Consider the following 25,907-nt stretch of genomic DNA (forward strand, 5'->3'; position numbering starts at 1 on the left):
CATCTCCGCCTCGAAGCTACTGCCGCCCGGCGTTCTAACGTTAGCGTCCTTCCTTGCCGAAGTACATCAAGCGGCCAATCCTGAGCGATCTGCGCCTGCGCACGCTCGCTAGGGATGCAGATAAGTCTGCGGCAACTGCGGTTGGCGACGGCTGGTGCCGCTGTGGAGGCGGTGGTCACATTGCCGGCCAATGCCGGCGAGATAGGTCGCGGCCGGCGCTAGGCTGGACAGTGGCGGCCCTGCAGTCATGGTGACGAAAACAAACACATCAACGCATGGCGAAGGACATGCAAATTGTCTTTGAAAGATTCTTGGAACGGCTTTCAGAAAGCGTCGATGAGGCTGATCTCCACGGCGCCCTGGCCGATGTCGCCTCTGGGCTCGATCTGCGCACCTTTGCCTATCTCTCCTTACCGCCGCGGTCTGATGGCAAACCCACGCTGATATCGAATTATCCGGCGCGGTGGACAGCACGCTATCTCGAAAACCGGTATGAGAGTGTTGACCCCGTCATTGTGCGTGCACGCGGTGGCGGATGCCCGTTTCGTTGGGGATACGATTTGAGCGGCGAGGAGGCTGCAGGGGCTCAGGTTTTCGAAGAAGCGGCGCAGTTTGGCATCAGCTGCGGCATGACGATCCCGATTACCGACCGACGAGGTAATTTTGCTGCGGTAACCTTTGCCGCAGACAAGCCCGACACTGCATTCTTCCGCGCCACAGAACGCCACGTAGGAGGTCTTCCGTATATCGCGACCTGTTTTCATATGTTCGTTCGCAGCAAACTGTCCGCCGATCGAACGATCGATGGTGTCTTGCTGACGCCGCGCGAATACGAGTGCCTGCAGTGGGCAGAACAAGGCAAGTCCGATTGGGAGATCGGCTGCATCCTGGGGATCACGCAGCGCACGGCCGTCTTTCATCTGAGCAACGCTCGCCGGAAGCTTGGGGTGACGAACACCAAGCAGGCAATTGGGCGCCTGCCCCGCTAGGCTTTTTTCGGTTCGCTGACGGGTAGCTTCACGTGCGCAGCGGGCTTGATGCGTAGCCCGTGGGGCTCGAGTGCGTCTTGTGCTTACGGCGAATTGCCTGCCCGCTTGTTTCCGCCGAAAACCGCGGCCCCGATTTGCTGTCGTTCTGGGGGCCTCGAGGGATCGCTCGCCGGACCGTCACATCGCGACATCGTTGAAGTGCTGATCGGGAAGGCGCATCCACGCCGATTGGACGGGTCCTTGCGATCACCTCCGCGACCGAATTAGGCGCGCGTTTCTCGGACTCTGCGCTCAGGAATGGGACCGTCGTGAGTTCCTTGCCTGGAAACCGACAGTTCAGTCGTGCGTCAGCCGCCGAACAGTTCCTTGTAGCCGGTGGTTACCATCCAGTTCGCCCGGTCGATATGGCTGCGAACAGCCTTGCGGGCGCGCACAGGTTCAAGGACGGGGTCGATGCCGAGAATGAGTTCGGCCATTTCCTCTACGCTCGCATTGTCGGCGCAGGCGTCCAGGACGCGCAGGTAGATTGCGGAATGTTCCCTGTCATAGCTCGTGACGCTGTCTGACCAGGGGACCTCATCGTGCAGTGTTGAGCGTTGAGCCCCGTCCGTTCCCGTTGATGGATTCATGTCTGCCGCGAACCTCGCATGTTGATCGCTGGATTCAAGACAGAATATCCCAAAATGGGATTTTCCGGAACCGGGATTAGTGGCTGAGCCGGTCTTTACCCGTCCGGTTCGCCTAATGCCAAAATCTCTTCGATCTCCCCGCCACCAGAGATTTCTGAACCAGCTGAGATCACTGCGCAAGGCTCAAGGCCTGACCCAGGAGCAGCTGGCCGAAAAGCTTGGCCGTCCGCAATCCTTCGTTGCCAAGTACGAGGGTGGAGAGCGGCGTCTCGATGTCATTGAGTTTCTCGATGTAGCTGCGGTGCTTGACACTGACCCGTGCGAGATTCTGTTGAGCGTGCGGTTTTAGCTGACGCTGGCGCTTCTCGCGGAGCGCGCCCCTGCCATAGAACCAGCTCGCCTTTCCGCAAGTTCAGCGTCCCAGCCATTCGGCTTCCGCCCCCTGGCACGGGTCCTCAGACCCGCTAAGCTCTTCCCTGTTGGCTGGCGGAGCAGGGCAGGCGGCACTCCCTTCTAGGCCCGGCGCGGCGTCCCGCAACCCTTTCGCTCTCGCTTCGGTTCCTTCTCTTCGTTTCGGTCCTTCGGATGCGGTCTGCCTGGACGCCGGCCCTCCCGGTCGCAACTCGCCGCCTACCTCGCTTCCGTCCCGCTCCTGGGGGGAAGCCGGATCGGCGATCGTAGAAAAACTATGGATGCAAGACAGAAGCGTACCGCCATCGCTGAGGCAGGCAGGGCCGGGCTCAGGCGCCGCCATCCAGGAGATCCGTGGCCTCATGTCGCGGCGCCGGAGCCTGGCACCGGCTGTGAGGCCTGGGGCAAGCGAAGAACGGGCCTGGGCTGCCGACAAATGCTTCCAGGGCGCTGGCCACCGGTACTGCAGTAGACGACCTGCACGTCGCAGCATGGCCGAAAAAGGCATCCGCTCGGCATCGGGGAATTCCCTGCTCCCTTGCGCAGGCGCATAAGCAGGCTGGGGGCGAACGATGCCGGCAAGTGGCCGGCGCGGCATTCCCTCCGACAATAGAAAGTTTCTGGATCGCAGGCGCCTCTAAGCATTCCATCTCGGGCGCTAGTGGATCCGCGTTGACCGGGGGTATGCTTCTGTTCCGCTGGAAGAGGGCGGCCGCACTCTCGACAACGGCTTCTTGCCGTCTTGGGCGACCGCAAAAAAAAGGGCGCACAAGGCGCTGTTCATTTCGACGCGGCTTTGAGTAAGCGGTTCTCGCATTCGGTTGTCAGAAACGGTAGGTGACACCCGCGCCTATCAGCCAGGGATCGAGCTCCGCTTTCCCCGTCAGCTTGTTGCCGGCCACGGTGACGTCGAAGTCTGGCTTCAGGAAGAGCTTCTTCACGTCGAAGTTGATGCCCCAGTGCTGGTCGACTTTGTAGTCCACCCCGACCTGCAGTGCGGTGCCGAACGTGTTGTTGACCTCCAGATCATCGGCGCTGCCGGCCTGCTGATGATAGAAGATCGTATAGTTCACGCCGGCGCCGACATAAGGCTCGAAGGCGCCGATATCCGCAAAATGGTACTGCAACGTCAGCGTGGGCGGCAGCAGCCGAAGCTTCCCGATATTCCCCAGCCCGCCAATCGAGCCCTGGCCTGTGATGTTGGCATGGGTGGTGCCGAGGATAAGCTCGGCTGCGACCTTGTCCGTGAAGAAATACGAAATATCGAGTTCCCGCGTCACCGTGTTCGAATAGGAAAGACCGGAGCCGGGCACCGCATTAACGTAGCCCGAATCCTTGGTGATGACCCCCAATGCGCGCAGGCGGAACTGCCAGGGGCTGGGCCATTCAACTGAGGCACTCTCCTGCGCATCGAGCTGGATTTCCCGAAGGTCTGCCGCGACGGCTTGCTGCCCTATCAGCAGCAGGACGACGGCCGATATGACTCCCCGCACCACGTTCATTCGCTGTATTGGCATAGTGGTGTTTCCTTGCTCTCTAAAATGGTAGACTTCACCGTGAATAGTCCTGCTGTGCTGATTGGTATCTACAGAGCGCTGGCGCCCATTATTCGCGAATTGTGCGCGCCTTGTTTGCAATCCTCGCAGATCATCGACCTGCAATTCGAAGTTTTCCCTGTCGAGCTGCCGGTCGTCCATAAACGCTACCTGGCGTGCCAGCCGATCGCGCTGCCAAGGCCAAGCCAATGAACGCGCCCGGCTCGGATTGTCCTTGCCGTAGCTGTGCCCGCCCGGGCTGGTCCCGCAGAAGCAACCGGACAGGCACCGTATTAACCTAGCTGAATGTGGTCCCCCGAGGCGCGCAGGCGGATATGCCAAGAGCTTGGCTCCTAGATTGGTGTCGTAGACGGGCACGGGTAAGCGCAACGGGTCGGGGAAGGCGGGGAGGCGCAGGGACTTGTGGATGACTCGTCGCGACAACCTGCTGTGCCAGCAGCATCAGGACGACGGCCGTTACTACTCCCTGCGCCAGTTTCACTTACTTGATCCCATCCATTTGCTCCTTGCCACCGTTCTCGCAGTCATCGACCTGTACTCAGTCATCCGAAGTTCGCCCTCCTCGAGTTCCCGATCCTTTGTGAAAGCTATCGGCGTGCCAGCCGATCGCGCTGCGAAGGAAATTGATGCCAAGACTAATGAATGCAGCGCGCTCCCGATTGTCCTTGCCGGAGCTGTGCCCACCCGCACTCGGCTCGTAGAAATAAGCCGGATAGCCGAGGGCCTGCAGCTTTGCGGCCATCTTGCGCGAGTGGCCCGGGTGAACGCGGTCGTCCCGCTTCGTGGTGGCGAGCAGGATCGGCGGATAGGGCTGTCCCGGCGTGGCGGCGTGATAGGCGGAGATTTCCTTCAGGAAAGCCCAATCCTCAGCCTTGTCCGGATCGCCATATTCGTCGATCCAGCTCGCGCCGGCCAGGAGCTTGGTGTACCGGCGCATGTCGATAAGCGGAACCGTGCAGAACAGCGCGCCGAAATGCTCAGGATAGCGGGTAAGCATGTTGGCGATCAGCAGGCCGCCGTTCGAGCCGCCTTCGGCGGCAATCCGCCTCGGCAGTGTGATGCCTCTTCGCACGAGGTCGGCTGCTACGGCGGCGAAATCGTCATGGGCGAGACGCTTGCCCTCCCTTCGCCCGGCATCATGCCAGCGGGTGCCGAACTCGCCGCCCCCGCGGATATTTGCCACCACACACGTGCCGCCGCGTTCGAGCCACAGCTTACCGAGCGAGGAGTTGTAGTGGGGCAGGAGCGATATGCCGAACCCGCCATATGCGGAAAGGTGAACCGGCGCATCTCCGTTCCCGTTCGCCGGACCGACCTGCGTATAGGGGATCAATTCATCATCGATTGAGACTGCCTCGTGGCGCGTGACCACCAGTCCGGATGCGTCGAAATTCTCCGGGCTGCGCTTCAGGACCACTGGAGCGCCAAGAGGCGGCGCATCATTGAGATCGAGTAGGAGCAGTTGCGACGGTGTGATCGGGTCCTGAGCCGAAACGAGGACCTCTCCATTGGTCTCGTGATCTGCCGCATCGAGGGACCAGAGGTGGACGGTCCCTTGCGCGGGCAGCGTGTCCCGGGCTCGGCGCGTCCATTCCTGGCGACCCGGGGTGAACACCTCGAAACGCGGAGCGAGGTTCTCGAGGTAGGCGACAATGAGCTTCCCGTCATTCCAGAAGAATGACTGCAGACAGCGCCTCTCGCCCGGTTCAAACAGGGTGCTGAAACGGCGTTCGCCACCGATGAAAGAAGAAAGCGATATGCCGATCAGCGCGTCCGCGGGATGGGTAGTCCCTCTCACTGTCCAGGGCTTGCGCGGCTTTACCGCCAGCCAATCGCCGAAGCTGGCCCACCAGGCATCCCGAGGAAGGTTGATCTCAAGCTTCGGCCCGCTCCTGTCGCCGATTTGGACTATCTGCTTGAAGAAGCCAGTATTCTCGATGAACCAAAGGCGCTCGTTCTCGACCGTGCGGTCCAGATGACCAGACACGCTTAGGGAATCGGAACCCGTCTTGAAGATTACCGGCGCCGTGAGGGGATCCGCGCCACGCTTCCACAACCGCACGGCCCGCGCGAAGCCGGAACGGGTGGCCATGTCATGACCAAGCGCACTGAAAAGCAGAAGCGTGTCAGGGTCGAGCCAATTTATCCCGCCCTTGGCCTCTGGGAGATTGAACCCGTCGGCGACAATGCTCAAAGAGCTAAGGTCGAATTCGCGATGCACGACCGCGTCGCTGCCCCCGCGCGACAGGCGCAAGACGGCTCTTTCGCGCGTCTCAGGCTCGATCGACGCGCCGCCCCAGACCCAGTCTTCTCCGTCGCTAGCGGCCAGGACGTCCAGATCGACCAGTAGATCCCACTGGGGATCCGCCTTCATGTAAGCGGCAAGGGTGGTCCGGCGCCACAACCCGCGCGGGTTTCCGGCATCTTGCCAGAAATTATAGAGATACTGACCGCGGCGCGTGGCCAGGGGAATCCTGTCGAAACGGTCGAACATCACTCTAAGCGCCGCCCGGTCGCGCTCGAACTGCGTTCCCGCGAAGTGCTTCAAGGTCCTTGCCGACTGGCTGGCGGTCCACGCAAGTGCCCGTTCGCCTTCTACATCTTCAAGCCAAAGATGGGGGTCATCGTCGGGCGCATTCAGCGTTGGGCGGAAATCGAATTCGCTCATGTCCGAAAGACCTGAGAAATGAAAGCACAAGGGCTCTCGTCCGCTCGAGACGGCTCAATGTTTGCGGCGGTGTCCGCATGTTCGAAAACCCTGATCATGGATTAGTTCTTCCCAGTCGGTGGCGTCGCAGTGCTCTTGCACATAGGACCGCAGCTCTCGTGCCAACTCGGAAGCCCTTACGGAACAATGCGATCGCTCTGACAGCGTCGTGTCAGATGTCAGACATCGTCGCGAATGCGACAACGAGTGCACCCCGTAATCACCGGATCAACCTCAAGCCCGATAGCTGACACCGTGGAGCTCGCGATGAACTTGGTTGGCCGCCGACATCTTCGCTCCGGAACGCTTTACGCATGCGAGTCAATGGCAACCACCGTGATGCGATGGACGAGTGAGCGACTAAGACCGGCTGCACCTGTGGGTCTAGACACCGCCGGCGGCAAAAACCGGAGCCAGGCAAGAAACTGGGGCGCCGCTTGGGCAATCTGAGGGTTGCCCAAGGCCTGCCGCAACCTTGGCCTGCACGGTCCCCTTCATTGGATTCTTGAAGTCTGTCGATCAAGCCAGCAAGCTGTTCGGGCGAACGCAGTGGACTGCTCCCCCGTGGCAACTTGGGGTGATGTCGGGGCCGCCGTCCGATATGCGATACGCGGGTCAGGAGGGGCGGTAGAGCCCAATGGGAAAATTCCACCTAGGAGACCTCCCGATCACTGACCTTATAGCGCCGGCGCTACGACAACTTGCCCACAACCCACCGCGGCGCCCACTGGCCCTCAAGGAAAATCTGGCACGGGTCTCACGAGCCGATCACGGACCTGAAGTCAATTGCGTTGGCTGCACAGGCCGGGGTGGCTGTCGCTATGCGGATGCGACGGCCTGCACGCGTATTGCGCGCGCCTTCTACTCTCGACAGTGCCGATGGCACACGGTTCGACGAATGCCTCTATCGAGGTCTGGTGCGCTCAGCGCCGGTGCCTTGCCAGCTGGCATGATGTTTCGACATCCGTGGGGGCGGGCAGGGGAGCACAATCATGCCAGCACTTCTCGTGACTGGCGCGGACGAGGCTGAGTGGCGCGGATGAGACTGAGTGGCGCGATGAAAGATCATACGATTACTCCGCTGGTCTGACGCCGTGAATGGGCTTAGGAGTTTCTAGGACGCGACCAGCAGTCCACCGTGATGTGACCGCTGCAACCCAGTAGGCCACCACCTGGTCTCACCAACCCTTTCTCAACGTAGTCGCGTCGGCCGGCGACCTGTCGCGCTGGCGTGTCTTATTTCGCCGAGTCCTTTGGGCGAAATTCGGTCGTATTCTGGTCTCCGCTCTGGTGCCTCCATGCGCTGCCGGTCATTGCAGATGTCAAGATCCTTGGTGACAGTGCCGTTCGAGCTCTCGCATTGCCTGCGGTGCGACGGTCCTGCTGCCGCCCGACCAGGGCCGGCATGTTCTTCTTCACAAAGGGGAGCATGCTCCCAGCTCGGCGTCTCTGGCGCCGATATGCTGCAAGCCTGTCAACCTCCGTACCGAAGCAATCCGGCCCGAGAGGCTTTAGAGCACTGCAGCTCGCGAAGGCATTCAGACCCCTGTGAGCTCATTAAAACGCCGCGCGGGCATCGCATAAAAAATCAGCTTTGGCGTATGTGGGAACTTCGGACGGCTCTAAAGATGCATGCGCCTTCGGGCGGGCCTCGTGAGACGGGGCCCGCCTTTGTTCGGCATTTGGTCTCGGTCACCGGGTGCAGCGCCAGCCACAAAGATCCCGTGGACAGTCAAAGGGGCATTAAAGATGACGTCGCGGGACGTTAGTCGGAAGTCCGGCGCGGCATCCCTAGCCGAGTCATTCTTCTAGATCAAACAAGTCGTTCCAGTTGGGCGGGGTCTGACCTAGAATGTTCCGAACGAAGAAGTCCAGGAGTTTGTGCTCGGTGTAGATGCCTAGCGTATAGTGATCGGCACCAGGCACATAGACCATTTCGAAATCTTTTCCTGCCTTGACGAGCCGATCGGCAAGCTGGAAAACCTCTCCACTTTCGTTGCACGAACATCATTGACACCGAGGTGCGGCGCAAAAAGTGTGCCAATGAAAGAAACACGTTAAAACCAAAGCAATCGGGCCAACCGGCTTTGTCGCATCTCCAACATTGTCGTGCATCGGACAGTGCCAATCTGTGCACGCCGGATTGTGAAAGTGTACCGCCGTCGTCAGCGATAACACCGACCTGAGTGAGGCGAGACGAGCGATTGCCAAGGATGGATCTTCCTGAGCGATCTGTGGCGCTTTCTGCCTGGCCGCATCCAGCCCCAGTTGGCCCCGACCTGTTCTCAAGAATTCCCAGCGAAACAGGCCTCTGGATGTTGATCTCCTGCTTTGAGCGGCGTCTCCCCGGCTTAGCTTCCTCAGCCGGCCTTTTTCTGGCGCTGGGTTCGACGTCGCAGACGCGTCGAACGGCCAGGGGAGGTCCCTGACGCGACCGGCGGCAAGCGCCGCCCACTTGAACAGGCAGGCGATATGCGGAGAGCCGTTCGACGTAGGCGGTCTTGCTGCCCTTGAAAATGCGCCGGAGAGCGGTCTCTGGTGATGCAGCCAAAAAACCGGATCCAGCTCTCGATCGCGGCAACCGGGCAGGCGGGCTGCGCCGAGGCGGATCTCGACCTCGCCCGCCGGTTCAGAACTTTTAAAGCGAAGAGACAATAGAGCTTGCCACGGCTATTCCGCCGCCTCGTCATCGGCACATAGTTGAGAATAGGCCCAAGCCAGCGTTCGACGTCGACGATTGGCGTGAGAGGCACAGCCGGCGAAAGCCTCGCGGCGAAAATGCTCCTCGTCGAAACGCAGGCCCTGGATCTGCGTGCCCATGGCGCCATCGAGGACCAGAATGCGCTCGCGCTCGGTCGTGGCGAGCGCCGCAAGCACTTCAGGGTCTTTGCTGACTGGCCTCCTGTCCATTCAAGTGCCCGTTCGCCGTCTACGTCTTCAAGCCAAAGATGGGGGTTATCGTCGGGTGCGTTCAGGGTTGGGCGGAAATCGAACTCGGTCATGTCCCGATAACCGGACGAGTGAAAGCGCAAGCGCAACGGTTTCGGTCCGCTCGGGAATGCTCAGTGCTGGCCGGGGCGTCCGCATTTTCGACAAGCTTGATCATCAGATTCTCAGTTGGCTGGCCAGAGTGCTCTTGCGCACAGGACCGCATTTGCCGTGCCAACTGTGAGATCGTTTAAAAACAATGCGATGAGTCTAGTAGGGCTGTGTCGCATGTTCGACATCGTCGAGAATCCCACAACGAGCGCGGATCAAGCTCCAACGGTGAGTTCCGCGGCACAGTCAGAACTCAAGCTGTGAACCTCACACACCTTGGCTGGACCGCAACATCTTCGCCAGAACGCTTAAATGCTTCCGGATCCAATTGGCCGACGACACCCCCAGTCGATGGCCACTTGAGCGACCGAAGCGTCTAGACACCGGAGCGGCAAAAGTCGGATAGGGCTCCGTTTGGCCGATCTGATGGTTGGTCAAGCCCCTGCCATAACGCTTATCCCGGCCGCCGCGCTCCACGTGCACGCCGCTCGCAAAAGCTCGGCGTGAGCACCACCTCAAAGCCATTGCCCCTCGCCGGTGTCCTTTTGCGGTCCGCTGAACCCCCCGGCTTACCTGTATAGCTATACAGGCTGCCGTAGCCTGAAACTTGGTCTCCAATGGCGGGGAACTTCCCCCAGGAGATCTCCATGGCTACGCTTATATCGCTGGCGCTACGACGACCTGCGCACAATCAACGAGAAACCCACCGCTGCGCCACGCGGCCTTCAAGGAACGTCAGGAATGCGGCGCAGGAACAGGCCACTGGCGGCGAGCCAACTCACTTGGCCCGCTCGGGCCGTGCTGGCTGCGCTGGTTCGGTCATGTCGCCGCTATTTGCCGGCGTGTTCGGCCCTGAACGGTGCCGGCCGCAACAGCTTCGACGAAACGCATTCGTCGAGGTCTGGTGGCCCCTGCGCCGGTGCTTTGCCACCCGGCATGATGTTTCGACGTGTCTGGGGGCGGCCAGGGGAGCAAACTGATGCCTGCAGTTCTCGTGAATGGCGCCGATGAGGCTGATTGGCGCGACGAAAGATCTTATGATTACACCTCAGCTCTGACGCCGCGCGAATGGGCCTGGGAGTTCTTACGCCGGAATCCAGCATTCCAGCCCGATGTGACCACTGCAAGCCAGCAGGCCAATACTTTGTCGTACCGACCTTTTCTCAATGTGGTCACGGTGGCCGGCGAACTGTCACGCTGGGGTGTTCTGTTTCGCCGAGTCTCATGGGCGCAATTCGGTCGTATTCTGGTCTCCGCTATGGTGCGCTCATGTGCTGCCGGTCATTGCAGAACAGCTGTCCGCGTGGTCGGGCACAGCGCCGTTCGAGCTCTCGGCATTGCCGTGCCGTTCGACGGTCCTGCTAGCCCCCGACAAGGGCCAGCATGTTCTTCTTCGGGATACCGAGCATACGCTCCAACTCGCCGTCTCTGGCGCGGATATCTTGCACCCCGTTTTCCTCCGTACCGAGGCCATCTGGCCCGAGACCCTTTCGAAGCACCGTCTTAGGGCGATCGAGTCCCTCAATCGTCTAAATGTGGGCCAACAGCTTCCTGCCCGCTTATTCCCGCCAGAAAAACGGGGTCCCCGTTTGACCTTCGTTCTTCGGGCGCTCGACGGCTCACTTGCTGGGGCGTCACATCGCGAGCTCGCCGAAGCGCTGATTGGTCAACAGCGCGTCCATGCCGACTGGAGGGATCCTCGCGATCATCTGCGCGATCGCATTCGCCGCGCTGTCTCTCGTGGCCGCGCCCTCATGCATGGAGGGTACAGGGATTTCCTTCTTTGAGAAGGGACGGTCCGCCCTGTACATCAGCCGGCGAACAGTTCGGAGCTAGAACCGGTCACCCCAGTTCGCCCGGTCGACTTGGCGGGGCAAGGCCTTAGGTGCGCTCTGGTCGAGGTGTCAGCCGATGCCGAGAGGCACGTTTGAAAACGTTCCATAGGTGACAATGTCGAATGCGCAACAGAGAAAAAAGCTGCCGCCACCGGTATTTTAGAACGCTTTTTGCCTGGCACGATACATGCTCGCTCAGCAAAACGAGCGGACTGGGTGGTGGTTCCCCCCCCGCCACGAAGGTCGCGGACTTACGCCACCTCCCAAGGCGTATCCGGCCCGGCAGCGAGCTCTGTCTCCTGCCGGGCATGCCGCTCAGACGTAGTCGCGTTTAGAGCTTAAAGTTTGAAGCCCATTTCGCGTCCGGCCATGCGGGCTGGTGGCTGTAGGTAGTCGAGGCGGCGGAACTTGCCAATGCGTCTGCCACGGATAGAAAACGAAGCGCAAGGCCCCGAAATCGTCGAGCGCGTCGTTGTGGCTTTATGTTCACGGCAGCGACTATTTCGGGCATCGTTAACTCGAGGATCGCCTTTCAAGTAGTGCGGAAAGTCTCACTCGCAGCGTAGTCTGCTCATAGGCTCTCCCATCGTCGTCAGTAAATGAGATGGAGCTGCGAGGGCGGCAGGCGGAACCTGTGGAGAGACAGATTCCGCACATCGCAAGGCCGCTCGGCAAGCGCGATGCTCTAAGCCCATTTTTGCGGCAGGCGCATTGCCAACTCCCGTTCAAAGTTGTTCGACGCGCTTCCATGAGGGCTCGCTATAAACAGCGGCCGAGCCGCTCCTTCCCAGCAACGGCAGACCGCCCGGCATGGGCTACATGGGTTTAGTTCGACTAAGTAGTCGTACTTATCACTTCTTTTGCGGCCAGCTTTCCTCCAGATTGCGTTGGGTTAGCGGCCCGGAACGTAGCGGGAGCACGTTCAGACTTGGCGTCTGGGTGCCTTCGGCTTGTTGGTTCAGATGATCTGGCTCAGATCCGCAAGGCAATCGACCACGAAGTCCGGTCTGAATGGAAACCGCTCTATGTCAGCCAGCTTGGTCACCCCAGTAAGCACAAGGGCTGTTTTCAGGCCCGATTCCAGCCCTGCGAGCACGTCGGTATCCATGCGGTCCCCGACCATGATGGTATCGACAGCTCGCACTCCCAGCCGGTCGAGCGCATTGCGCATCATGAACGGGTTCGGCTTCCCGACGAAATAGGGCTGACGGCCGGTGGCCTTCTCGATTAGTGCTGCGACTGCCCCGCACGCCGGATGGAAGCCTCGTTCGGTCGGGCCAGTCGCATCCGGATTGGTGGCGAGAAAACGCGCTCCCTTCGCCACAAGCTCGGCACCAGTTGCGATCTGCTCATAGTGGTACGAAATTGTATCCCCGAGGACCACGAACTCGGGCGAAAACTCCGTTATCCGGCAGCCTGCCTGCCGCAGAGCCTCAACCAGACCGTGGTCGCCGATGACATAGGCAGATGATCCGGGCTTTTGCAGTTCCATGAACCGCGCAGTGGCGAGCGCCGATGTGTAGATGTGCTCTGGCTGCACGGCGAAGCCAACCGCTCTTAGACGCTCGGCATGATCTTCGGGTGTGAAGCGCGAGTTGTTGGTGAAGATCTGAAACGGCTCACCCGTGGCGATTAGCCCGGCCACATAGCCGACCGAGCCAGCAATCGGTTGGCCGCCGCGGACCAGGACTCCGTCCATGTCGAGCAGATGCGCTGTAATCATTGGATATCAACCCTCGATGTCTTTCGTGCATGCACGGCCTGAGCACGGCTTGTGTCACTGAATCTTCTCCAGGCGAGAATGCCGGCGACTGTACCGATTGAGAGCGATGCGCGAAGGGCGCCCAGTTGGCCGTGCGGCAATAAGGAGGTTGCGGCGTAAACGTGTCGGGCGCACCGCTCGCCGTGCCGACGCCCTGCGCCGTCGGCTGCCGACATTCGCTGCGTCAACGCAGCTGATGGACAACGCGTCTCTAGTTCCCAGCGAACCACTTGCCTGGCGAGACGTGCCGCGCTTGGATCAGGATGAGCAACCTGCCGTCCGCTTGTGGCACCTTGCCTCGTCGCTGTAGAGGCGGTTCACGTAGCGCGGCGTCTAGATCTCACTTAAGGCGCGCAGGCCAGGGGCGCGGTGAACGACCCGAAACCAGCCGGAAGAAGGTTCGCCAAAGCGTTCGATCATCCCTTTGGTTCATTCTGCGCCTGAGGCGGCCCATCCCATAGAGATCAGATGCCGCCCATGCAGAGGTATTTCATTTCGAGGTAGTCTTCGAGCCCGTGGCGGGAACCCTCTCGCCCAATGCCGGACTGCTTGATGCCGCCAAAGGGCGCCGCTTCCGAAGACATACGCCCCGTGTTGATGCCAACCATGCCGTATTCCAACGCCTCGGCCACGCGCCAGACACGCTTCAGATTGGAGGCATAGAAATAGGCGGCGAGGCCGTAGATCGTGTCGTTGGCCTCACGCACTACCTGATCCGCATCGTGGAAGCGAATGATCGGAGCCAGCGGCCCGAAAGTCTCCTCTTGCGCAACCGCCATGCTGCTGGAAATTTCAGTGAGGACTGTCGGTTTGAAGAAGGTCCCATCCTTGCCAATACGTTCGCCCCCGCATCGAATTGTCCCACCCTTGGCAACGGCATCTGCGATGTGGGACTCGATCTTGGCCAAAGCATGCAAGTCGATGAGCGGTCCGACGTCCACTGCCGGAGCGAAGCCGTCGCCGACCGACAAGGACCGGGCTTTCTCCACGAACTTTTCGACGAACTCATCGTGAACGCTCGATTGGACGTAAAGCCGGTTCGCTGAAACGCAAGTCTGGCCGGCGTTGCGGAACTTCGCCTGGATCGCGCCGTCAACCGCAGCGTCGATGTCAGCGTCGTCGAAGACGATGAAAGGCGCGTTGCCGCCGAGCTCGAGACTGACCTTCTTGATCTGGTCCGAACACTGGCGCATGAGCAGCCGGCCAACCTCGGTCGAGCCTGTGAAGCTGATCTTTCGAACCTTGGGGTTAGAGCAAAGCTCGCGTCCGACGTCATCACCTTCAGATGCATAAACTAGGTTGACGACGCCTTCGGGAAAGCCGGCCTGGTGCGCGAGGGCGAACATTGCACCTGCCACAAGCGGCGTCTGTTCAGCAGGCTTAAGCACGATCGCGCAGCCCGCCGCCAGCGCCGGCGAGATCTTTCGCGCCACCATCGACGCCGGGAAATTCCAAGGCGTAATCGTGCCGACCACACCGATGGGCTGCTTGATCACCAGCATGCGACGGTCTGTCGACGGCGCGGGGATCGTCTCGCCATAAGTGCGATTGGCCTCTTCGGCGTACCATTGCAGATACGCGGCGGCGTGCGAAACCTCGGACCTGGCTTCGGCAATGGGCTTGCCCATCTCTGCAGTGAGTATCGCGGCAAGATCGTCGGTGTGGTCAATGATCAGCTGATGCCATCGCCACAAAGCGTCACTGCGTTCTCGGGCGGTCAGCCCCGCCCATTCTGGCTGCGCCAGGTAAGCCTTGTCGATCGCAGCGCGCGTTTCTTCCACACCCATGTCGGGAAGCACCGCCAGCAGTTCGCCGCTCGATGGATTGATGACTTCGAATGTGCGCTCGCTAACCGGTGTGCCAAGCGCCGGCAAGCGATCGATGGCGCCAAACAGGTCCGGGGATTTCAGGTGGCGGATCATCGGTAGGCATAGGGGCATACCGGGTTCCTCTTAAACGCGGCGGATGAGTTGTCGGGCGGGTGTCGGTCTATTCCGCACCTGCGGGTTCCTTATAGGGCCTCCGCCAGACAGCTAGTAGACCATCCCCGAATTTGAAAGGTCGAATTGCTCAAGGCTTTAGTCTGGTTGGTGGTCTCATTAGGAGACAAACCGAACAGTGGATATGGGCTTGCCCAAGCGCAGGTATTTCGTGGCGCTCTTCCGCTCTGCGTCTACGCCGCAGGGGCCCACAGTGAAGGTCACATCTTGGATGCCGAAGCCCATCAGCAGTCTCGGCATCCCTCAGTGGCCTGACGGATAACCTGCGCTACTTGGCGCAACCGGCTCCCTCGGCGGTCTGGCAGAGGTTCGGACGGAGCCGGAGTCCATCACATGCAATCGCTCATATTGGCGTTGGCGAGCTCTCCTTGTCACCTTTCGACGTGCGAGACGGCAAGCGGGCGCCGGACATATCCGATGACGTGCCGTCCATCCGCCGGCGGAGCATCCTCCAGTTGCTGTTGGTCCCAAAAACGGCAGTCCAGACACTTTCGACATCGTCGCCGGACGGCGGCGCCACTACGCCACAAAGACAAATCGCCGATGAGCGCAAGCCGGGAAGACCTGCGCGCCATCATGAACCGGCGACGATGTGGCAGCTCTCTCACCCTCGCTAATCGAGAACATCGGGTGAAGTCGCGCAACGGGTTCGCCCAGTGTCAAAGGCAGGCGGCGCCGTGGCGCAATCGGCAATACCTACCGCCGCGAGATCGAGGCCGAGAGAGCGCATATTTGACGCTAGCGACCAAGGAACGGGTAGAAGGAATGGCTGTCGCTGTTCAACAACCTACGCGCCGCGCCGCGGGCCGAATGGAGGCATGGCTGCTCGGGACAGTTGATGCCACCGAAGTTCGCGCTGTTTGCGATCTATCCCCGCCAGATCCTCCTCGATCTCTTTGGCGCCGGACGGTCCGATGTTGTTGTTATGGAAGCCAATCACTGTTCCATTCCTGGGAGTACAAGACGATGCCAAAGACGAAGGGCGGCACAGCCCGCCTACAATTGGGTTCATACCATCTGCCAAGTCATTTGCGGTTTCTCGGCTTCTTTCAGTGGAAAGGCGCACCAAGAGCGGGGCATACCTCAATACAAGCGTCCGCAGCCTTCAACATACGTTCACTTGGGTTAAATCCTGGCAGCATTTGCCCCAGGATCATAGCGTTGAGGAACAGCGAACCGCCCAGACGCGGATGAGTCGTGTGCCCTATCGCCAAGCTGTAGTTTGAAGGCCTACCACCATAGCGGAATGCAATATTCCGCGCATTTGAGAGGCCAGATACGCCTCGTTTCTTTTTACCTTCAGCACTCATTGTGTTCTCTTCTGTTTATGCTCTCATCGAGAGATGGGTAACCAAAAGACAAGAAATTATGCAGTAAATTACGCCAGCGTAATCAACCGCGTATGCTTCCGTGCTCGTTCTCTTCATCCTTTCCGGCAGAGAGAACGCAATTATCCTTTGAGCTCCTTCCCGCTGAAACCTTCCGAAGCTTTGACTTCGCTGTCCGGCAACACGGCGAAACACCTCGCTCGATGTTGCCACCTCCAATTTGCAAAGGCCGTGCCAACACCTCAGCGCCCAATAAGCGCCGTTTGCTTTGAAAACCTCGACGGTGCTCAGATATAGGTTGTAGTGAACCTGACATTTTGCCTGCCGCAGAGTCGCGCTCGTTGACGCTCATTCCGGAGAGCTGGGCCCGGGCTGCGATCGACCGGCTCTGTCATTGGTGACCGCCAGAACCGAAGCGGTGGTCGCGAAGGTCAGCGCCGTCGCAAAATGTGGCCTTGTGCACCCAGCCAGACCGAAGGTCCACGTTACCGGGCGATGTGCAAAGTTCGAGGCGAAGGAGTTGCCCCTCATTTTGCCGATGCTGCGTCCTCGACGCCCTTGCGGGACAAAATGGATGCGTGGGCAGCGCAGGCCCAGCTGAGCCATCAGTATTTTGCGAGGCCAGACGCGAGCGTCATCTTGAGTGAATCAATGTGAGGGCATTCTTTGGTGGGTGATCATCGGATGACTTCTCTTTAGTCTGTGAGGCGTTTGCGGGATCGCGCACATGCCGTGCCAAACAGGAAACTCGTCTCGGCAACGTGAGTAATCGGACTCTGCTATGTTGCCGATCCGACATTGTCCGACATCGAACGCCAGTTTAAGGGAAGCGCTTGCCGCTTAAGGTGATATCGTCGGCGTCACCGGGGCATGGCGGCGCTCGCCGGCAGCATGAGTAAAATTCACGACAGAAGGATCGCCGACCGCGTGGCCAGCGCTGGGCCCGCAACACCGCGCTTTGGACAGGACCTTGGCCCAATCGACCGCGTGGCCACCATCGTAAGTTCGCGTACAGCCGCGGCCAAGATCCTTGCCGTCTTCGACGAGCGTAGTGGCATCAGGGGGGCCGGGCGACAGTTCGAGGGCGGAGTCTTTCTGAACGTGACGCTACGCTCAACGCCGCGTGACGCAAATGCCCTGAGGTTGTCAGGCTGCTGTCAGGTCCGGGTGTCACAAGCCGGCTGTTACTGCCCTGCCATTCACCGTTAATTGGAACTCCCCATGATTAATCTAAAAGCCGGCCGGATCGCCCTTTCAGCCCTACTGCTGCTGCTTTCCGTGCTGGCGAAATATGGTCCAACTGTCACACACTACGTGCTCCAGCACGAATACAATAGCCAGCTCCGCAAGGATAGGGAGAAGGTCATTTCAGACCGGCACGACGCACTCTTCAACGACCCCGCTGCGCCAACTGCTGGCAACCCGAATGGCGACCACCATATCGCCGTATTTTTGGACTGCAACGACCCGCAGCGCCGCGCGGTAGACCGTACGATCCAGCAAGCCCTCAAGCGTGATCCCGAGCTGAAGGTTTACTACATACCTTATTCGAGCACGAGACCGGGTTCCAAATTTGCCGCACGGGCGGTGCTCGCCGCCAGCAAACAGGGAAAATTTGAGGCGTTCCATCACGGCCTAATGGCTACTGGCCTCCGGCTCAGCGGATCCGACATTTTGGATATCGCACGAGACGAGGGCCTCGACGTTGAGCGGCTCAAGCGGGACATGAAGGACCCCGGAATCGTAAACACCGTCAAGCACCATTCCGCGCTCGCAAAGAAGCTGTCCATCCACGGCGGGCCGGCGGTCGTTGTCGGCAAACGAGTGGTTTCAGGTGCGGCTAACATTCACTATTTGGACCGCTACCTCGCCAACGAGCGGGAAAAGGATAGGCGTCCTACCGGATCACCAACTTCGGCATTTTGACAGGGCTGGCCGCCGGTGCAACCTCTCTGGCCACGAGTGCCGCCTCTCGCGCCGGGCCAAATCTCAATATGGCCCGGCAACGCGGTAGTGGGCGGCCCGCGCGGCGCTATGCAACGCACCGGGCAAAGGGCAATGACTAAGCCGTCCTGAACATCGCATCGGAGTTCAACGTCTTTGCACCAATGCCCAGGAATGGTCGCCGCGACAAACAACGTCTTCGAACGGTCGCTGAGAGCCGCCGTCGTTCAACGAGAGATCACCAACGGCTATCCGGAGGAGGCGGCCCCATGAATCGCTGCTATGATTGGCTCAAGGAAGCGCCGAGCTCTGCCGAACGGGATTGGTCGGATCAGTCAATCCACTCCGACACCCACCTTGACCGCTACATCAATTTGGACGTCGCAGGCGGCCGAGGTTTCGTGATCAGCGTGCCACGGTTCTCAACCTTCATGGCGGCGTCAATTACACGAACATGAAGCGGAGCGACTAACGGGATCGTACATATATGCCTAAGGGGATCGTACATATATAGTGGGAACGGCTTCGGCTTCCGCGAGAAACGCGGCAAGTTCCCGGACGGCGAAGCCAGCATCGATTACGAACAGCGCTATTTCGGCGTGTTCCTTGGCGCGGAAGCAACCACGACGCTCAGCACTTGACGCCCTCGGGTCTGCTCCGCGGCGGCCTGACCATCGACGCAAGCGATGTTGACCATCAATGGGGGGCGATTGGCCCGGGCTGCGATTTGACGACGACTTCTCCACGGTGCCGTTCATCTCGGCCAGCCAAGATCGACTATCAGATAACCGGCCGCGCCAGCGTCTTCCTGGCCGGCAATCTGGACAATATTTTCCCAAGAAAGGCTAGAACCCGGACTACAGCATCGCGACCGGCGGAGAGCTAAGCATCAAGGGTAGCAACAGCGCTGGCATGGACTTCTATGCCTTCACCCTGTCGGCCGGCTTCAAGCTGACGTTTTGAGCTGAGCACGTAAAACGATGCGTGGAATAAGGACCCACGTTGCATCTGCGCCCAAACGATTTCAATCGCAGCTACCCAAGCGGCGCCGACGTCGGCCAGGATCTCAGGATTATCCGGGCGGTCCGCCAGGCATGATCCGGCCGGCGTGAAGGTGTTGTCGCCGGTCGATTATTAAGGTTCCGGGGGCCATCTGGCACCGGTGCGCGAAGCCGGTTCGAAGCGGGCAAACGCGTAGCTCAGCTCATGCCCCGCTTAACCAAAGGCGGGGGCGTCGTAGCAGACCGCCGTCCTTCGGACCTAAGTCCAAAAGAGCAGCCCAGGCGATCTCGCAGACCGGGCGGCTTTGCGCCGTTCGCATCAAGAGCTGTCCGCCCGGCCAATTCCGTCCCTAACATAAACCTGATGGTCAGCCGGAAACGGTATACCAGCTGTCGAATCGGCCATTGTTTGGAGCCGCACACACAGCGCCGTAACAAACCTTCTCACCCTTGAAGTAGGGCAGGAACTGCAGCAAATGCTGTTCATCTTCGTCGCGGATAAGCTACGGACCGCCGCGCGACTTCAGTGTCAGGTCGATCAACTCGATCGCCCGAGAGCTTTTGTTGCCGCTCTCGTGATAGTACAGAGCTGCCAACGGGTAAGGCACGAGCTTGCATTGGTCGCTATCGGGGGGATTCAATGCCAGGATGTGGTCGGACAGCTGTTTTCCCATCGCCAAGCGCTCAGAAGACGGAAAGTGCGAATGGTCAAGGTTCGGAAAGAACAGTTCGTCTAGCGCCGCAACCATCCAATTCTCGGAGTTTCTGTTGATCGCAGCGAACGAATTGCCGCATGACGGGCAAGCCGGCCTGCATGTCTCTTCATTTTGTGAAGCAACAGATTCACACGAGACCGGCGGAAACCGAGATTGTGTGGCATCAAGGCGATGCCTTCTTCGACCGCCGAGAGAAATTCTGCGCATGTCGCAGATCGAGGTGAGCCTCGATGAATTGCTCGACGTTCGCAAGCGGCTGATCACCGGCTCAACCAGGCATTGACCGACGATCAGCGAAAATTCCTGCTCTCCTTCGAAGCCCGCCCCGCAATGGGATCTGCTCGGCATTGAAGGGGCGGACAAGCTGCCCGCCGTTCGCTGGAAGCTGCGCACTCTGGAACGCATGCCAGATGAACGGCAGCCTGGGGTGTATGAGAACTTGGAGCGGGTGCTCGGCGAGAAAAGGCAAATAAGTGAGACCGCCCAAGTGAATCGGGGTTCATTGGCTCCTGCTGCGAACTCTTGCTGCTTATAAAGGGCGACTCAGGGGTTTGGATCATATAGGAGACGGATGCTTGCCTCGCTCTGCGAAGATGACCTATATAAAGGCCGAAAGCCTGAGATATGGCTCATGCATGGATCACGGTGGCCTAATGACGGCAACGCAAAAACGGACTTATTCGCGCTACGCGATCGAGGCGCTTGGCCTTTTCGGTAAGACCATCCGGCTGGGCCGGATGCAGCACCGGTTAACCGGACAGGAGTTAGCCGAGAGAATCGGTGTTTCACGCAGCACCTTGCAGCGCATCGAGAAGGGCGATCCCAAAGTCGAAATCGGACTGATGTTCGAGGCTGCTGCCATTGTCGGTGTGAAGCTGTTCGATGCGGATGGCAAGGCCATCACAGCCCTCACAGGCCGCATGGACGATCGCATCGCGCTGCTGCCGAAGCACGTCTACAAGGCCGGCAAGCAGGTCGTCGATGAGTTCTAAGGTCCCCAAGTACGACGAAGCCTATGTCTGGGTCTGGCTGCCGGGCGAGACCGCGCCGGTTGTCGCCGGGCGGCTATATACCCATGACGGACTCGTCAGCTTCAACTATGGCAGGAGCTTTCGTGAACTCGGCAGGGCGGTCGCGCTTTATCTCCCGGAACTGCCCCTGAAGACAGGCGAATTGCCTTTGCTTCCTGGCCTAACCATGCCGGGATGCATCCGCGATGCTGCCCCCGATGCCTGGGGACGACGGGTTATCCTCAATCGCAAATTCGGTGTGAAAGGCGATGAAATCGCGCAGCTCGATATTTCAGAACTGACGTTCCTGCTGGAATCAGGCTCGGACCGCATCGGCGCGCTCGATTTTCAGTTTTCGCCCACAAATTACGAGCCGCGCGCACCGGCCAATGCCACTCTCGAAGAGCTTGTCCAATCGGCGGAGCGGGTAGAGACAGGTATTCCGCTCACCCCCGAATTAGATCAGGCGCTGCATCACGGCAGCTCGATCGGCGGGGCAAGGCCCAAGGCGCTGATCGAGGACCACACCGTCAAGCATGTCGCGAAATTTTCCTCGTCTGCCGACCTTTACAGCGTCGTCAAAGGAGAATTCATAGCCATGCGGCTTGCCGCCTTGTGCGGCATCAGAGCGGCATCCGTCTCGCTCGTCCGCGCCGCAGGCAAGGACGTGTTGCTCGTCGAGCGATTCGACCGGATCAGGGTCACGGGCGGCTGGCAACGCAAATCCATGGTCTCAGCGCTGACGATGCTCGCGCTCGATGAGATGATGGCGCGTTACGCTAGCTACCAGGATCTGGCGGAGATCATTCGCCACCGATTCACTGCGCCGTCGGAAACTCTGCGCGAGTTGTTCAGCCGCATTGTATTCAATATACTTTGCGGCAACACCGACGATCATGCCCGCAACCATGCGGCGTTCTGGGACGGGGCTAAGCTCACCCTCACGCCTGCCTATGATATTTGTCCGCAGGCCCGCAGCGGCCAGGAGGCCAGCCAGGCCATGCTCATCAGCGGCAATAACCGCATGAGCCGGATCGCGTCATGCCTTGAGGCCGCGCATCACTTCCTGCTCAGCGCGCCGGAAGCTCTTGCGATTGTTGAAGGCCAGCTCCGATGCATTGCGGAGAATTGGCCGCGTGTCAGTGAGGAAGCTGCGCTATCGCGCACAGATCGCAATCTGTTCTGGGGCCGACAGTTCCTCAATCCCTACGCTTTTACGGCGCTGGAAGGGAGCGCCGACGCTCTCCGCGCTCTGGCTGACGAACTACGCAACAGTGTTCACGCCTGATCCGGCGGTGGATTTCGGACCCGCTCGGCAAGCGCACGACGCCCACAATTTGGACAATCCTTGCCGTGCCAGCGCGAAGACAGGAACAGACGGCTGTTCAACCTTCAAGACTGCCGCCCGTAATCGGGGCGGGCGCTTGGCCGAGCGGCAAAGCTGTGCGCCGGCCGCGGCTGGCTGTCGTTGACGACTCGGCGGCAGAACGCCATCCGCCACTCGTCGGACGCGGCGCTTCGAGCAGGCGCTGCGCCAGGGCGTGCTTGACTCTGTCGGCCGAGCTGATGGGACGCAATGCTGACGGGGCGCGCCGCGCTTTGGCGACAGTATTGCCGGCTGCACGATCTAGCCAACCGGACCGAAGGTTCAGCGATGGCTTAGCTTGTGGTGATCGGGCGATGGGCAAAGTTCGAGGCAAAGTGAGTTATCTCCTAGTTGAGGGTGCTGCGTGCTCGTCCCACTTAGTAGTGGGAGAGAGTGGGCGAGAAACTCGTCTCGGCAATGTGATTATCCGCAGTCTGCTATGTTGCCTATCCGACATTGTCGGACATCGGACATCGCCGAATGGGAAGCGCGTGCCGCTTAACATGATATCTTCCCCGTCATGCCGGATGGGCGCCGGCAGCATGAGGGAAATGCGTCGAAAAAGCGCAGAAACGCCCATCCCTTTTTGTGAGCTTCGCCTTCCAGCTGATATGCTGCTGCGGGTCAAATCAGGACCCGCAGCAACCGCTATAGATCTGCTTGGTCGCAGGGGCTCAGATCGTCTTCCGAGCGCCAACATTCACAAGGGAGGCGGCATAGCCACAACCGCCGTCGTCGTCGTCGTCGGGGCCTGCGGGAGCCGGACCGGTCGCCATCAGGGCTAGCGCGCCAGCAAGTATGGTGCGCAGCAAGGCAGAGGGAAATTTCGTCGGTGGCTTCGGAAGGCCCGGGACGGCGACATCTTTGGGTGAGGGGGATCAACGTCCCATGTGAATGAAAAAGACCGCTCAGAACAACGCTACAGCGCGGGCTCTCACGACGGGAAATCCGAAGGGTGAGTGCATGCGGAAGCGCCTTGGGCTTGGGGCGGGGCCGTGGCATGCTTGTCTCACGCCAGTGGATTGGGATGTGGTGTGCCCCGCCAAAGCTGACTTCCTCTGGCGAGCCGGCCCACCGCGGGTTTGGTTACCGCCCCTGTTTGACATTCCCGTTGCCCAGCAGCGTACAATGCTTCCTACGCCGAACCTGGTCGCTGCAGCAAACCAGGGTCATCGAGGGATTCGAATAATCGCCTCAAAACCATCCCCGCGACCTGTGGCAGGCGAGGCAAGTTCAAGGCTGCCACCGACCTTCTTGATAACATAATTAGCGACGGGTAGACCCTGGCCTGGAACAGTTGCCCGAGTCGCCAGACGCACAAAACGCTCTGTTATCTCGTCAAGGTCTGGGAGGGGCACCACCGGTCCTGCGTTTACAATGGCGATGGTTCCATCAGCTCGGACGGAAACTGTCGTCGGGATATCGGGCAGTCCATGTGTGAGTGCGTTGTCGATGAGGCATCGAAGCACGACGGGAATTCTAACGGCGTGGTCTGCTTTGCACTCCCAGGCGGGGCAGCCGTCGACGTCAAGGATTAGCCGTCCGGCAAACCACGGCTTTTTCAAGAAGTCATCAACGACTGACCGAACCTTTTGGACAAGATCGACAGGGTCTCCGAGGCCGTTCCGTGATTCTTCCACGAAACTGTACCCCAAGCCACGCAGTGTCGCTATTCGGTCCCTACCGATCTTCTTGCGGAGCCGGCTAACATAAACCTCCACGGTATTGCTCTCACTTTCCGAACCTAAGGAAAGGAGTTCTTCCTCGATCTTCCTCTTCAAAACTACCGCTCCGGGTCGGGATAGAACGCAGTCGAGAATCGCCCATTCGCGTGCAGTCAGGTTGACCGGCTGCCCGTCGAGGGCGACGCGCCGCTCAGCCGCGTTTATGGACAGCGCCCCGACAGAATATGGCTTCGGGAAGTTCCCGTGACTACGCGCCACGGCATGAATGCGCGCGGAAAGTTCGCGGGGATCGAACGGCTTGACCAAGTAGTCGGCGGCACCAGCATTGAGCCCCTCGATGCGGTCCTCGACCGTATGGCGAGCTGTCACGATGATGACGGGTGTCGAATCACGCCCCTTCCTCATCTCCCGCAAGTAGTCCAGGCCGTTACCGTCTGGCAGGTTAATGTCGAGCAGAACAAGCCCGTAGGGAATCCCACTTGCGTGATACCGCGCTTCGGACAGGTCCTTGGCCCATTCAACCGCGTGGCCATCAGCTATCATATGTTCTCGTACAGCGCTGCCAAAGTCCTCGCTGTCTTCAATGAGCAAAATTCGCATGCCGAGCTCCATAATTGGGCAGGGTTCGTGCCCTATTGACGGAACCTGACAATAGGCTGAACGCCGTAGCGCAAATGTTCCGGCGGCTTTCAGGCTGCCGTCAGGTGCGCGTGTCAGAAGGGCGGTGATTATAACAACCGATTAGAGGCAAGTTATGAACGTCATCTTGATCACGGCACTTTCTCTTTATGCGACCACCGTCGGCGCTGCACCGGCCGCCGGGAACTTAGAGGTTGGGATCGCCGAATGGCAACCGCGCCAAGCCGTACTGACCAAGCCTGAAGCGGAGCAAAGGCACCTCCGTTTGATTAGACCGAAGACGGCGGGTCAGATGGCGTCGAGTCGATGGCAAAACGTCGAAACGCAATTCGACCGCGTAGCTTCGCGCGTGTGGGTGGTGCCGGCGCAGGAGGCTAAGGATAAAGCGATGCGTCACCTACAATGTCTGGAAGCCCTGTCTTAGGATTGTTCCACTGTAGCCTCGAGATTGGCCAAGTGGTGTTATTCTTCGTGGATGAAATATGATCAGCATGAGCGTTCTGCCAATGCCCGCTGCGGCCCTCATCATCCAATCCCGCCTTATTCATGCGCCCGCGATGCCAACGATGCACTGTCATATCCTGAGTGCGTGATCTTCAAGTCCTGAGTGCATGACCAAGCGTAAATCGGGCTACCTGGCCACAATCCGTCGGGAGCATCGAAGCTGATCTTGCTAACCTAGACAGCACTCGTGGCCATCACCGGCTGGCGGCATCCAAAGGGGGCGAGGGGGCCCGTGTCTGCTTGCCAATCTCGCCGGCTCAGATCGCGCTTTTTTATCGGCGGCGGGCTCGGAAGCGTCAGTACAACCGAGAACTTCGTTCGAGCCATCACCATTCAATGTCTGAATGCGCCGCCCACGCGTGGCGTCGCTTGACAGGAAATCGTCGTCAGAATGCGGCCAAAGCAAACGTCCAAAATTCGCAATTCAATTGGAAGGAGCGTTGTTCCGGCCTGCCTTCTCTTGGGTCCCATCGCGTTGGCCTTAGGACTGCTGCTGCTGCTAACTGCCTAGGAAAGGACAATGAATGCTCGCCCGCTGCTTCAGGATTTTCGTCGCCGAGTGTTCGCGTTCGCAATCATGCTTCCGCGTCGCTCGCCACTTCTCAGCGGAAAAAGCTCTTGCCGGAGCCAATCTCCGTTCGGGCCGGTCGCAGTTTGCGCCGCCACCGCTGAATGAACCACAGGGCAGGGCGGCGAAGATTACCCGGCCCGTTCCCGCGACGCGGCGGCTTCCCGCCGTCTCTCAAGTTGGATGTGCACGTATTCGCGCTTCATTGACCATAAGCC

18 protein-coding genes and 1 pseudogene are annotated in these 25,907 nt (G+C 59.7%); 9 read left to right on the top strand and 10 right to left on the bottom strand.

The features are described 5' to 3' along the window. The first annotated feature begins 287 nt into the window (after positions 1–287). Positions 288–989 (top strand): LuxR family transcriptional regulator, encoded by a 702-nt coding sequence (locus tag LB577_RS14955; protein ID WP_224687280.1) that lies wholly within the window; start codon positions 288–290, stop codon positions 987–989. A 347-nt stretch (positions 990–1,336) separates the two neighbouring features. Here LB577_RS14955 and LB577_RS14960 read toward each other — a convergent pair whose 3' ends face one another. Continuing rightward, positions 1,337–1,618, bottom strand: a complete 282-nt coding sequence (locus LB577_RS14960; RefSeq protein ID WP_224687281.1) for a DNA -binding domain-containing protein — start codon at positions 1,616–1,618, stop codon at positions 1,337–1,339. Positions 1,619–1,697: 79 nt separating this feature from the next. Here LB577_RS14960 and LB577_RS14965 point away from each other — a divergent pair, with 79 nt between their 5' ends. Continuing rightward, the gene (locus LB577_RS14965; protein ID WP_224687282.1) at positions 1,698–1,967 is read left to right on the top strand and encodes a helix-turn-helix domain-containing protein; all 270 of its coding nucleotides are present in this window, start codon (positions 1,698–1,700) and stop codon (positions 1,965–1,967) included. Positions 1,968–2,853: 886 nt separating this feature from the next. Here the strand turns inward: LB577_RS14965 and LB577_RS14970 are convergent. From LB577_RS14970 to LB577_RS14985, 4 genes and pseudogenes are all read right to left on the bottom strand, one after another. After that, positions 2,854–3,546 (bottom strand): OmpW/AlkL family protein, encoded by a 693-nt coding sequence (locus LB577_RS14970; RefSeq protein ID WP_224687357.1) that lies wholly within the window; start codon positions 3,544–3,546, stop codon positions 2,854–2,856. 577 nt (positions 3,547–4,123) lie between these two features. Beyond that, complete coding sequence (locus LB577_RS14975; protein WP_224687283.1) at positions 4,124–6,253, bottom strand: prolyl oligopeptidase family serine peptidase; 2,130 nt, start codon at positions 6,251–6,253, stop codon at positions 4,124–4,126. A 1,839-nt stretch (positions 6,254–8,092) separates the two neighbouring features. After that, positions 8,093–8,272 (bottom strand): annotated as a pseudogene (locus LB577_RS14980) (hypothetical protein); the annotation flags it as partial. 690 nt (positions 8,273–8,962) lie between these two features. Continuing rightward, on the bottom strand, positions 8,963–9,202 hold the full coding sequence (locus tag LB577_RS14985; RefSeq protein ID WP_224687284.1) for a hypothetical protein: 240 nt from the start codon (positions 9,200–9,202) through the stop codon (positions 8,963–8,965). Between the two features lie 1,108 nt (positions 9,203–10,310). Here LB577_RS14985 and LB577_RS33480 point away from each other — a divergent pair. Together LB577_RS33480 and LB577_RS33485 are read left to right on the top strand one after the other, a co-directional pair. Next, positions 10,311–10,838 carry a transcriptional regulator domain-containing protein gene (locus tag LB577_RS33480; RefSeq protein WP_224687285.1) on the top strand — a complete coding sequence of 176 codons (528 nt, stop codon included), beginning with the start codon at positions 10,311–10,313 and terminating at the stop codon, positions 10,836–10,838. 28 nt (positions 10,839–10,866) lie between these two features. Further along, positions 10,867–11,118: a DUF2285 domain-containing protein gene (locus tag LB577_RS33485; RefSeq protein WP_366216862.1), complete on the top strand. Its 252-nt coding sequence runs from the start codon at positions 10,867–10,869 to the stop codon at positions 11,116–11,118. Positions 11,119–12,124: 1,006 nt separating this feature from the next. Here LB577_RS33485 and LB577_RS15000 read toward each other — a convergent pair. The 3 genes from LB577_RS15000 to LB577_RS15010 all read right to left on the bottom strand — a co-directional run bounded on the left by LB577_RS15000 (position 12,125) and on the right by LB577_RS15010 (position 16,238). Further along, positions 12,125–12,889, bottom strand: a complete 765-nt coding sequence (locus LB577_RS15000) for an HAD-IIA family hydrolase (protein ID WP_224687287.1) — start codon at positions 12,887–12,889, stop codon at positions 12,125–12,127. A 503-nt stretch (positions 12,890–13,392) separates the two neighbouring features. After that, positions 13,393–14,868, bottom strand: a complete 1,476-nt coding sequence (locus LB577_RS15005) for an NAD-dependent succinate-semialdehyde dehydrogenase (protein WP_224687288.1) — start codon at positions 14,866–14,868, stop codon at positions 13,393–13,395. A 1,109-nt stretch (positions 14,869–15,977) separates the two neighbouring features. Next, positions 15,978–16,238 (bottom strand): hypothetical protein, encoded by a 261-nt coding sequence (locus LB577_RS15010; RefSeq protein ID WP_224687289.1) that lies wholly within the window; start codon positions 16,236–16,238, stop codon positions 15,978–15,980. Positions 16,239–17,477: 1,239 nt separating this feature from the next. Between LB577_RS15010 and LB577_RS15015 the strand changes: the two genes are divergently transcribed. Beyond that, positions 17,478–18,182, top strand: a complete 705-nt coding sequence (locus LB577_RS15015; RefSeq protein ID WP_224687290.1) for a DsbA family protein — start codon at positions 17,478–17,480, stop codon at positions 18,180–18,182. Positions 18,183–19,704: 1,522 nt separating this feature from the next. On the opposite strand, the gene LB577_RS15025 is transcribed toward LB577_RS15015, so the two are convergent. Next, positions 19,705–19,950, bottom strand: coding sequence for a hypothetical protein (locus LB577_RS15025; RefSeq protein WP_224687292.1), 246 nt, complete (start codon positions 19,948–19,950; stop codon positions 19,705–19,707). 19 nt (positions 19,951–19,969) lie between these two features. Between LB577_RS15025 and LB577_RS15030 the strand changes: the two genes are divergently transcribed. The 3 genes from LB577_RS15030 (at position 19,970) to LB577_RS15040 (ending at position 22,215) form a co-directional block, all read left to right on the top strand. Next, positions 19,970–20,200: a hypothetical protein gene (locus LB577_RS15030; RefSeq protein WP_224687293.1), complete on the top strand. Its 231-nt coding sequence runs from the start codon at positions 19,970–19,972 to the stop codon at positions 20,198–20,200. A 370-nt stretch (positions 20,201–20,570) separates the two neighbouring features. Continuing rightward, the gene (locus LB577_RS15035) at positions 20,571–20,909 is read left to right on the top strand and encodes a helix-turn-helix transcriptional regulator (RefSeq protein WP_224687294.1); all 339 of its coding nucleotides are present in this window, start codon (positions 20,571–20,573) and stop codon (positions 20,907–20,909) included. After that, complete coding sequence (locus tag LB577_RS15040; RefSeq protein ID WP_224687295.1) at positions 20,899–22,215, top strand: type II toxin-antitoxin system HipA family toxin; 1,317 nt, start codon at positions 20,899–20,901, stop codon at positions 22,213–22,215. Before LB577_RS15035 ends, LB577_RS15040 begins: the two co-directional genes overlap by 11 nt. Positions 22,216–23,462: 1,247 nt before the next feature. On the opposite strand, the gene LB577_RS33280 is transcribed toward LB577_RS15040, so the two are convergent. Then, positions 23,463–24,578: a response regulator gene (locus LB577_RS33280; RefSeq protein ID WP_064994194.1), complete on the bottom strand. Its 1,116-nt coding sequence runs from the start codon at positions 24,576–24,578 to the stop codon at positions 23,463–23,465. 154 nt (positions 24,579–24,732) lie between these two features. Between LB577_RS33280 and LB577_RS15050 the strand changes: the two genes are divergently transcribed. Further along, a complete protein-coding gene (locus LB577_RS15050) occupies positions 24,733–25,041 on the top strand; it encodes a hypothetical protein (RefSeq protein ID WP_224687296.1) in 309 nt (102 codons plus the stop codon). The last annotated feature ends 866 nt before the right edge of the window (positions 25,042–25,907 follow it).

Source organism: Mesorhizobium sp. B283B1A, assembly GCF_020165735.1.
Classification (GTDB): Bacteria; Pseudomonadota; Alphaproteobacteria; order Rhizobiales; family Rhizobiaceae; genus Mesorhizobium; species Mesorhizobium opportunistum.

Coding starts and splice junctions, on each gene's coding strand:
- LB577_RS14975 (WP_224687283.1), bottom strand. CDS start 6,253: ATGAGCGAATTCGATTTCCGCCCAACGCTGAATGCGCCCGACGATGAC.
- LB577_RS15005 (WP_224687288.1), bottom strand. CDS start 14,868: ATGCCCCTATGCCTACCGATGATCCGCCACCTGAAATCCCCGGACCTG.
- LB577_RS14985 (WP_224687284.1), bottom strand. CDS start 9,202: ATGGACAGGAGGCCAGTCAGCAAAGACCCTGAAGTGCTTGCGGCGCTC.
- LB577_RS33480 (WP_224687285.1), top strand. CDS start 10,311: ATGCCTGCAGTTCTCGTGAATGGCGCCGATGAGGCTGATTGGCGCGAC.
- LB577_RS14955 (WP_224687280.1), top strand. CDS start 288: ATGCAAATTGTCTTTGAAAGATTCTTGGAACGGCTTTCAGAAAGCGTC.
- LB577_RS14970 (WP_224687357.1), bottom strand. CDS start 3,546: ATGCCAATACAGCGAATGAACGTGGTGCGGGGAGTCATATCGGCCGTC.
- LB577_RS33280 (WP_064994194.1), bottom strand. CDS start 24,578: ATGCGAATTTTGCTCATTGAAGACAGCGAGGACTTTGGCAGCGCTGTA.
- LB577_RS15035 (WP_224687294.1), top strand. CDS start 20,571: ATGACGGCAACGCAAAAACGGACTTATTCGCGCTACGCGATCGAGGCG.
- LB577_RS15000 (WP_224687287.1), bottom strand. CDS start 12,889: ATGATTACAGCGCATCTGCTCGACATGGACGGAGTCCTGGTCCGCGGC.
- LB577_RS15050 (WP_224687296.1), top strand. CDS start 24,733: ATGAACGTCATCTTGATCACGGCACTTTCTCTTTATGCGACCACCGTC.
- LB577_RS15015 (WP_224687290.1), top strand. CDS start 17,478: ATGATTAATCTAAAAGCCGGCCGGATCGCCCTTTCAGCCCTACTGCTG.
- LB577_RS14960 (WP_224687281.1), bottom strand. CDS start 1,618: ATGAATCCATCAACGGGAACGGACGGGGCTCAACGCTCAACACTGCAC.
- LB577_RS15040 (WP_224687295.1), top strand. CDS start 20,899: ATGAGTTCTAAGGTCCCCAAGTACGACGAAGCCTATGTCTGGGTCTGG.
- LB577_RS15025 (WP_224687292.1), bottom strand. CDS start 19,950: ATGGTTGCGGCGCTAGACGAACTGTTCTTTCCGAACCTTGACCATTCG.
- LB577_RS15010 (WP_224687289.1), bottom strand. CDS start 16,238: ATGAGTGCTGAAGGTAAAAAGAAACGAGGCGTATCTGGCCTCTCAAAT.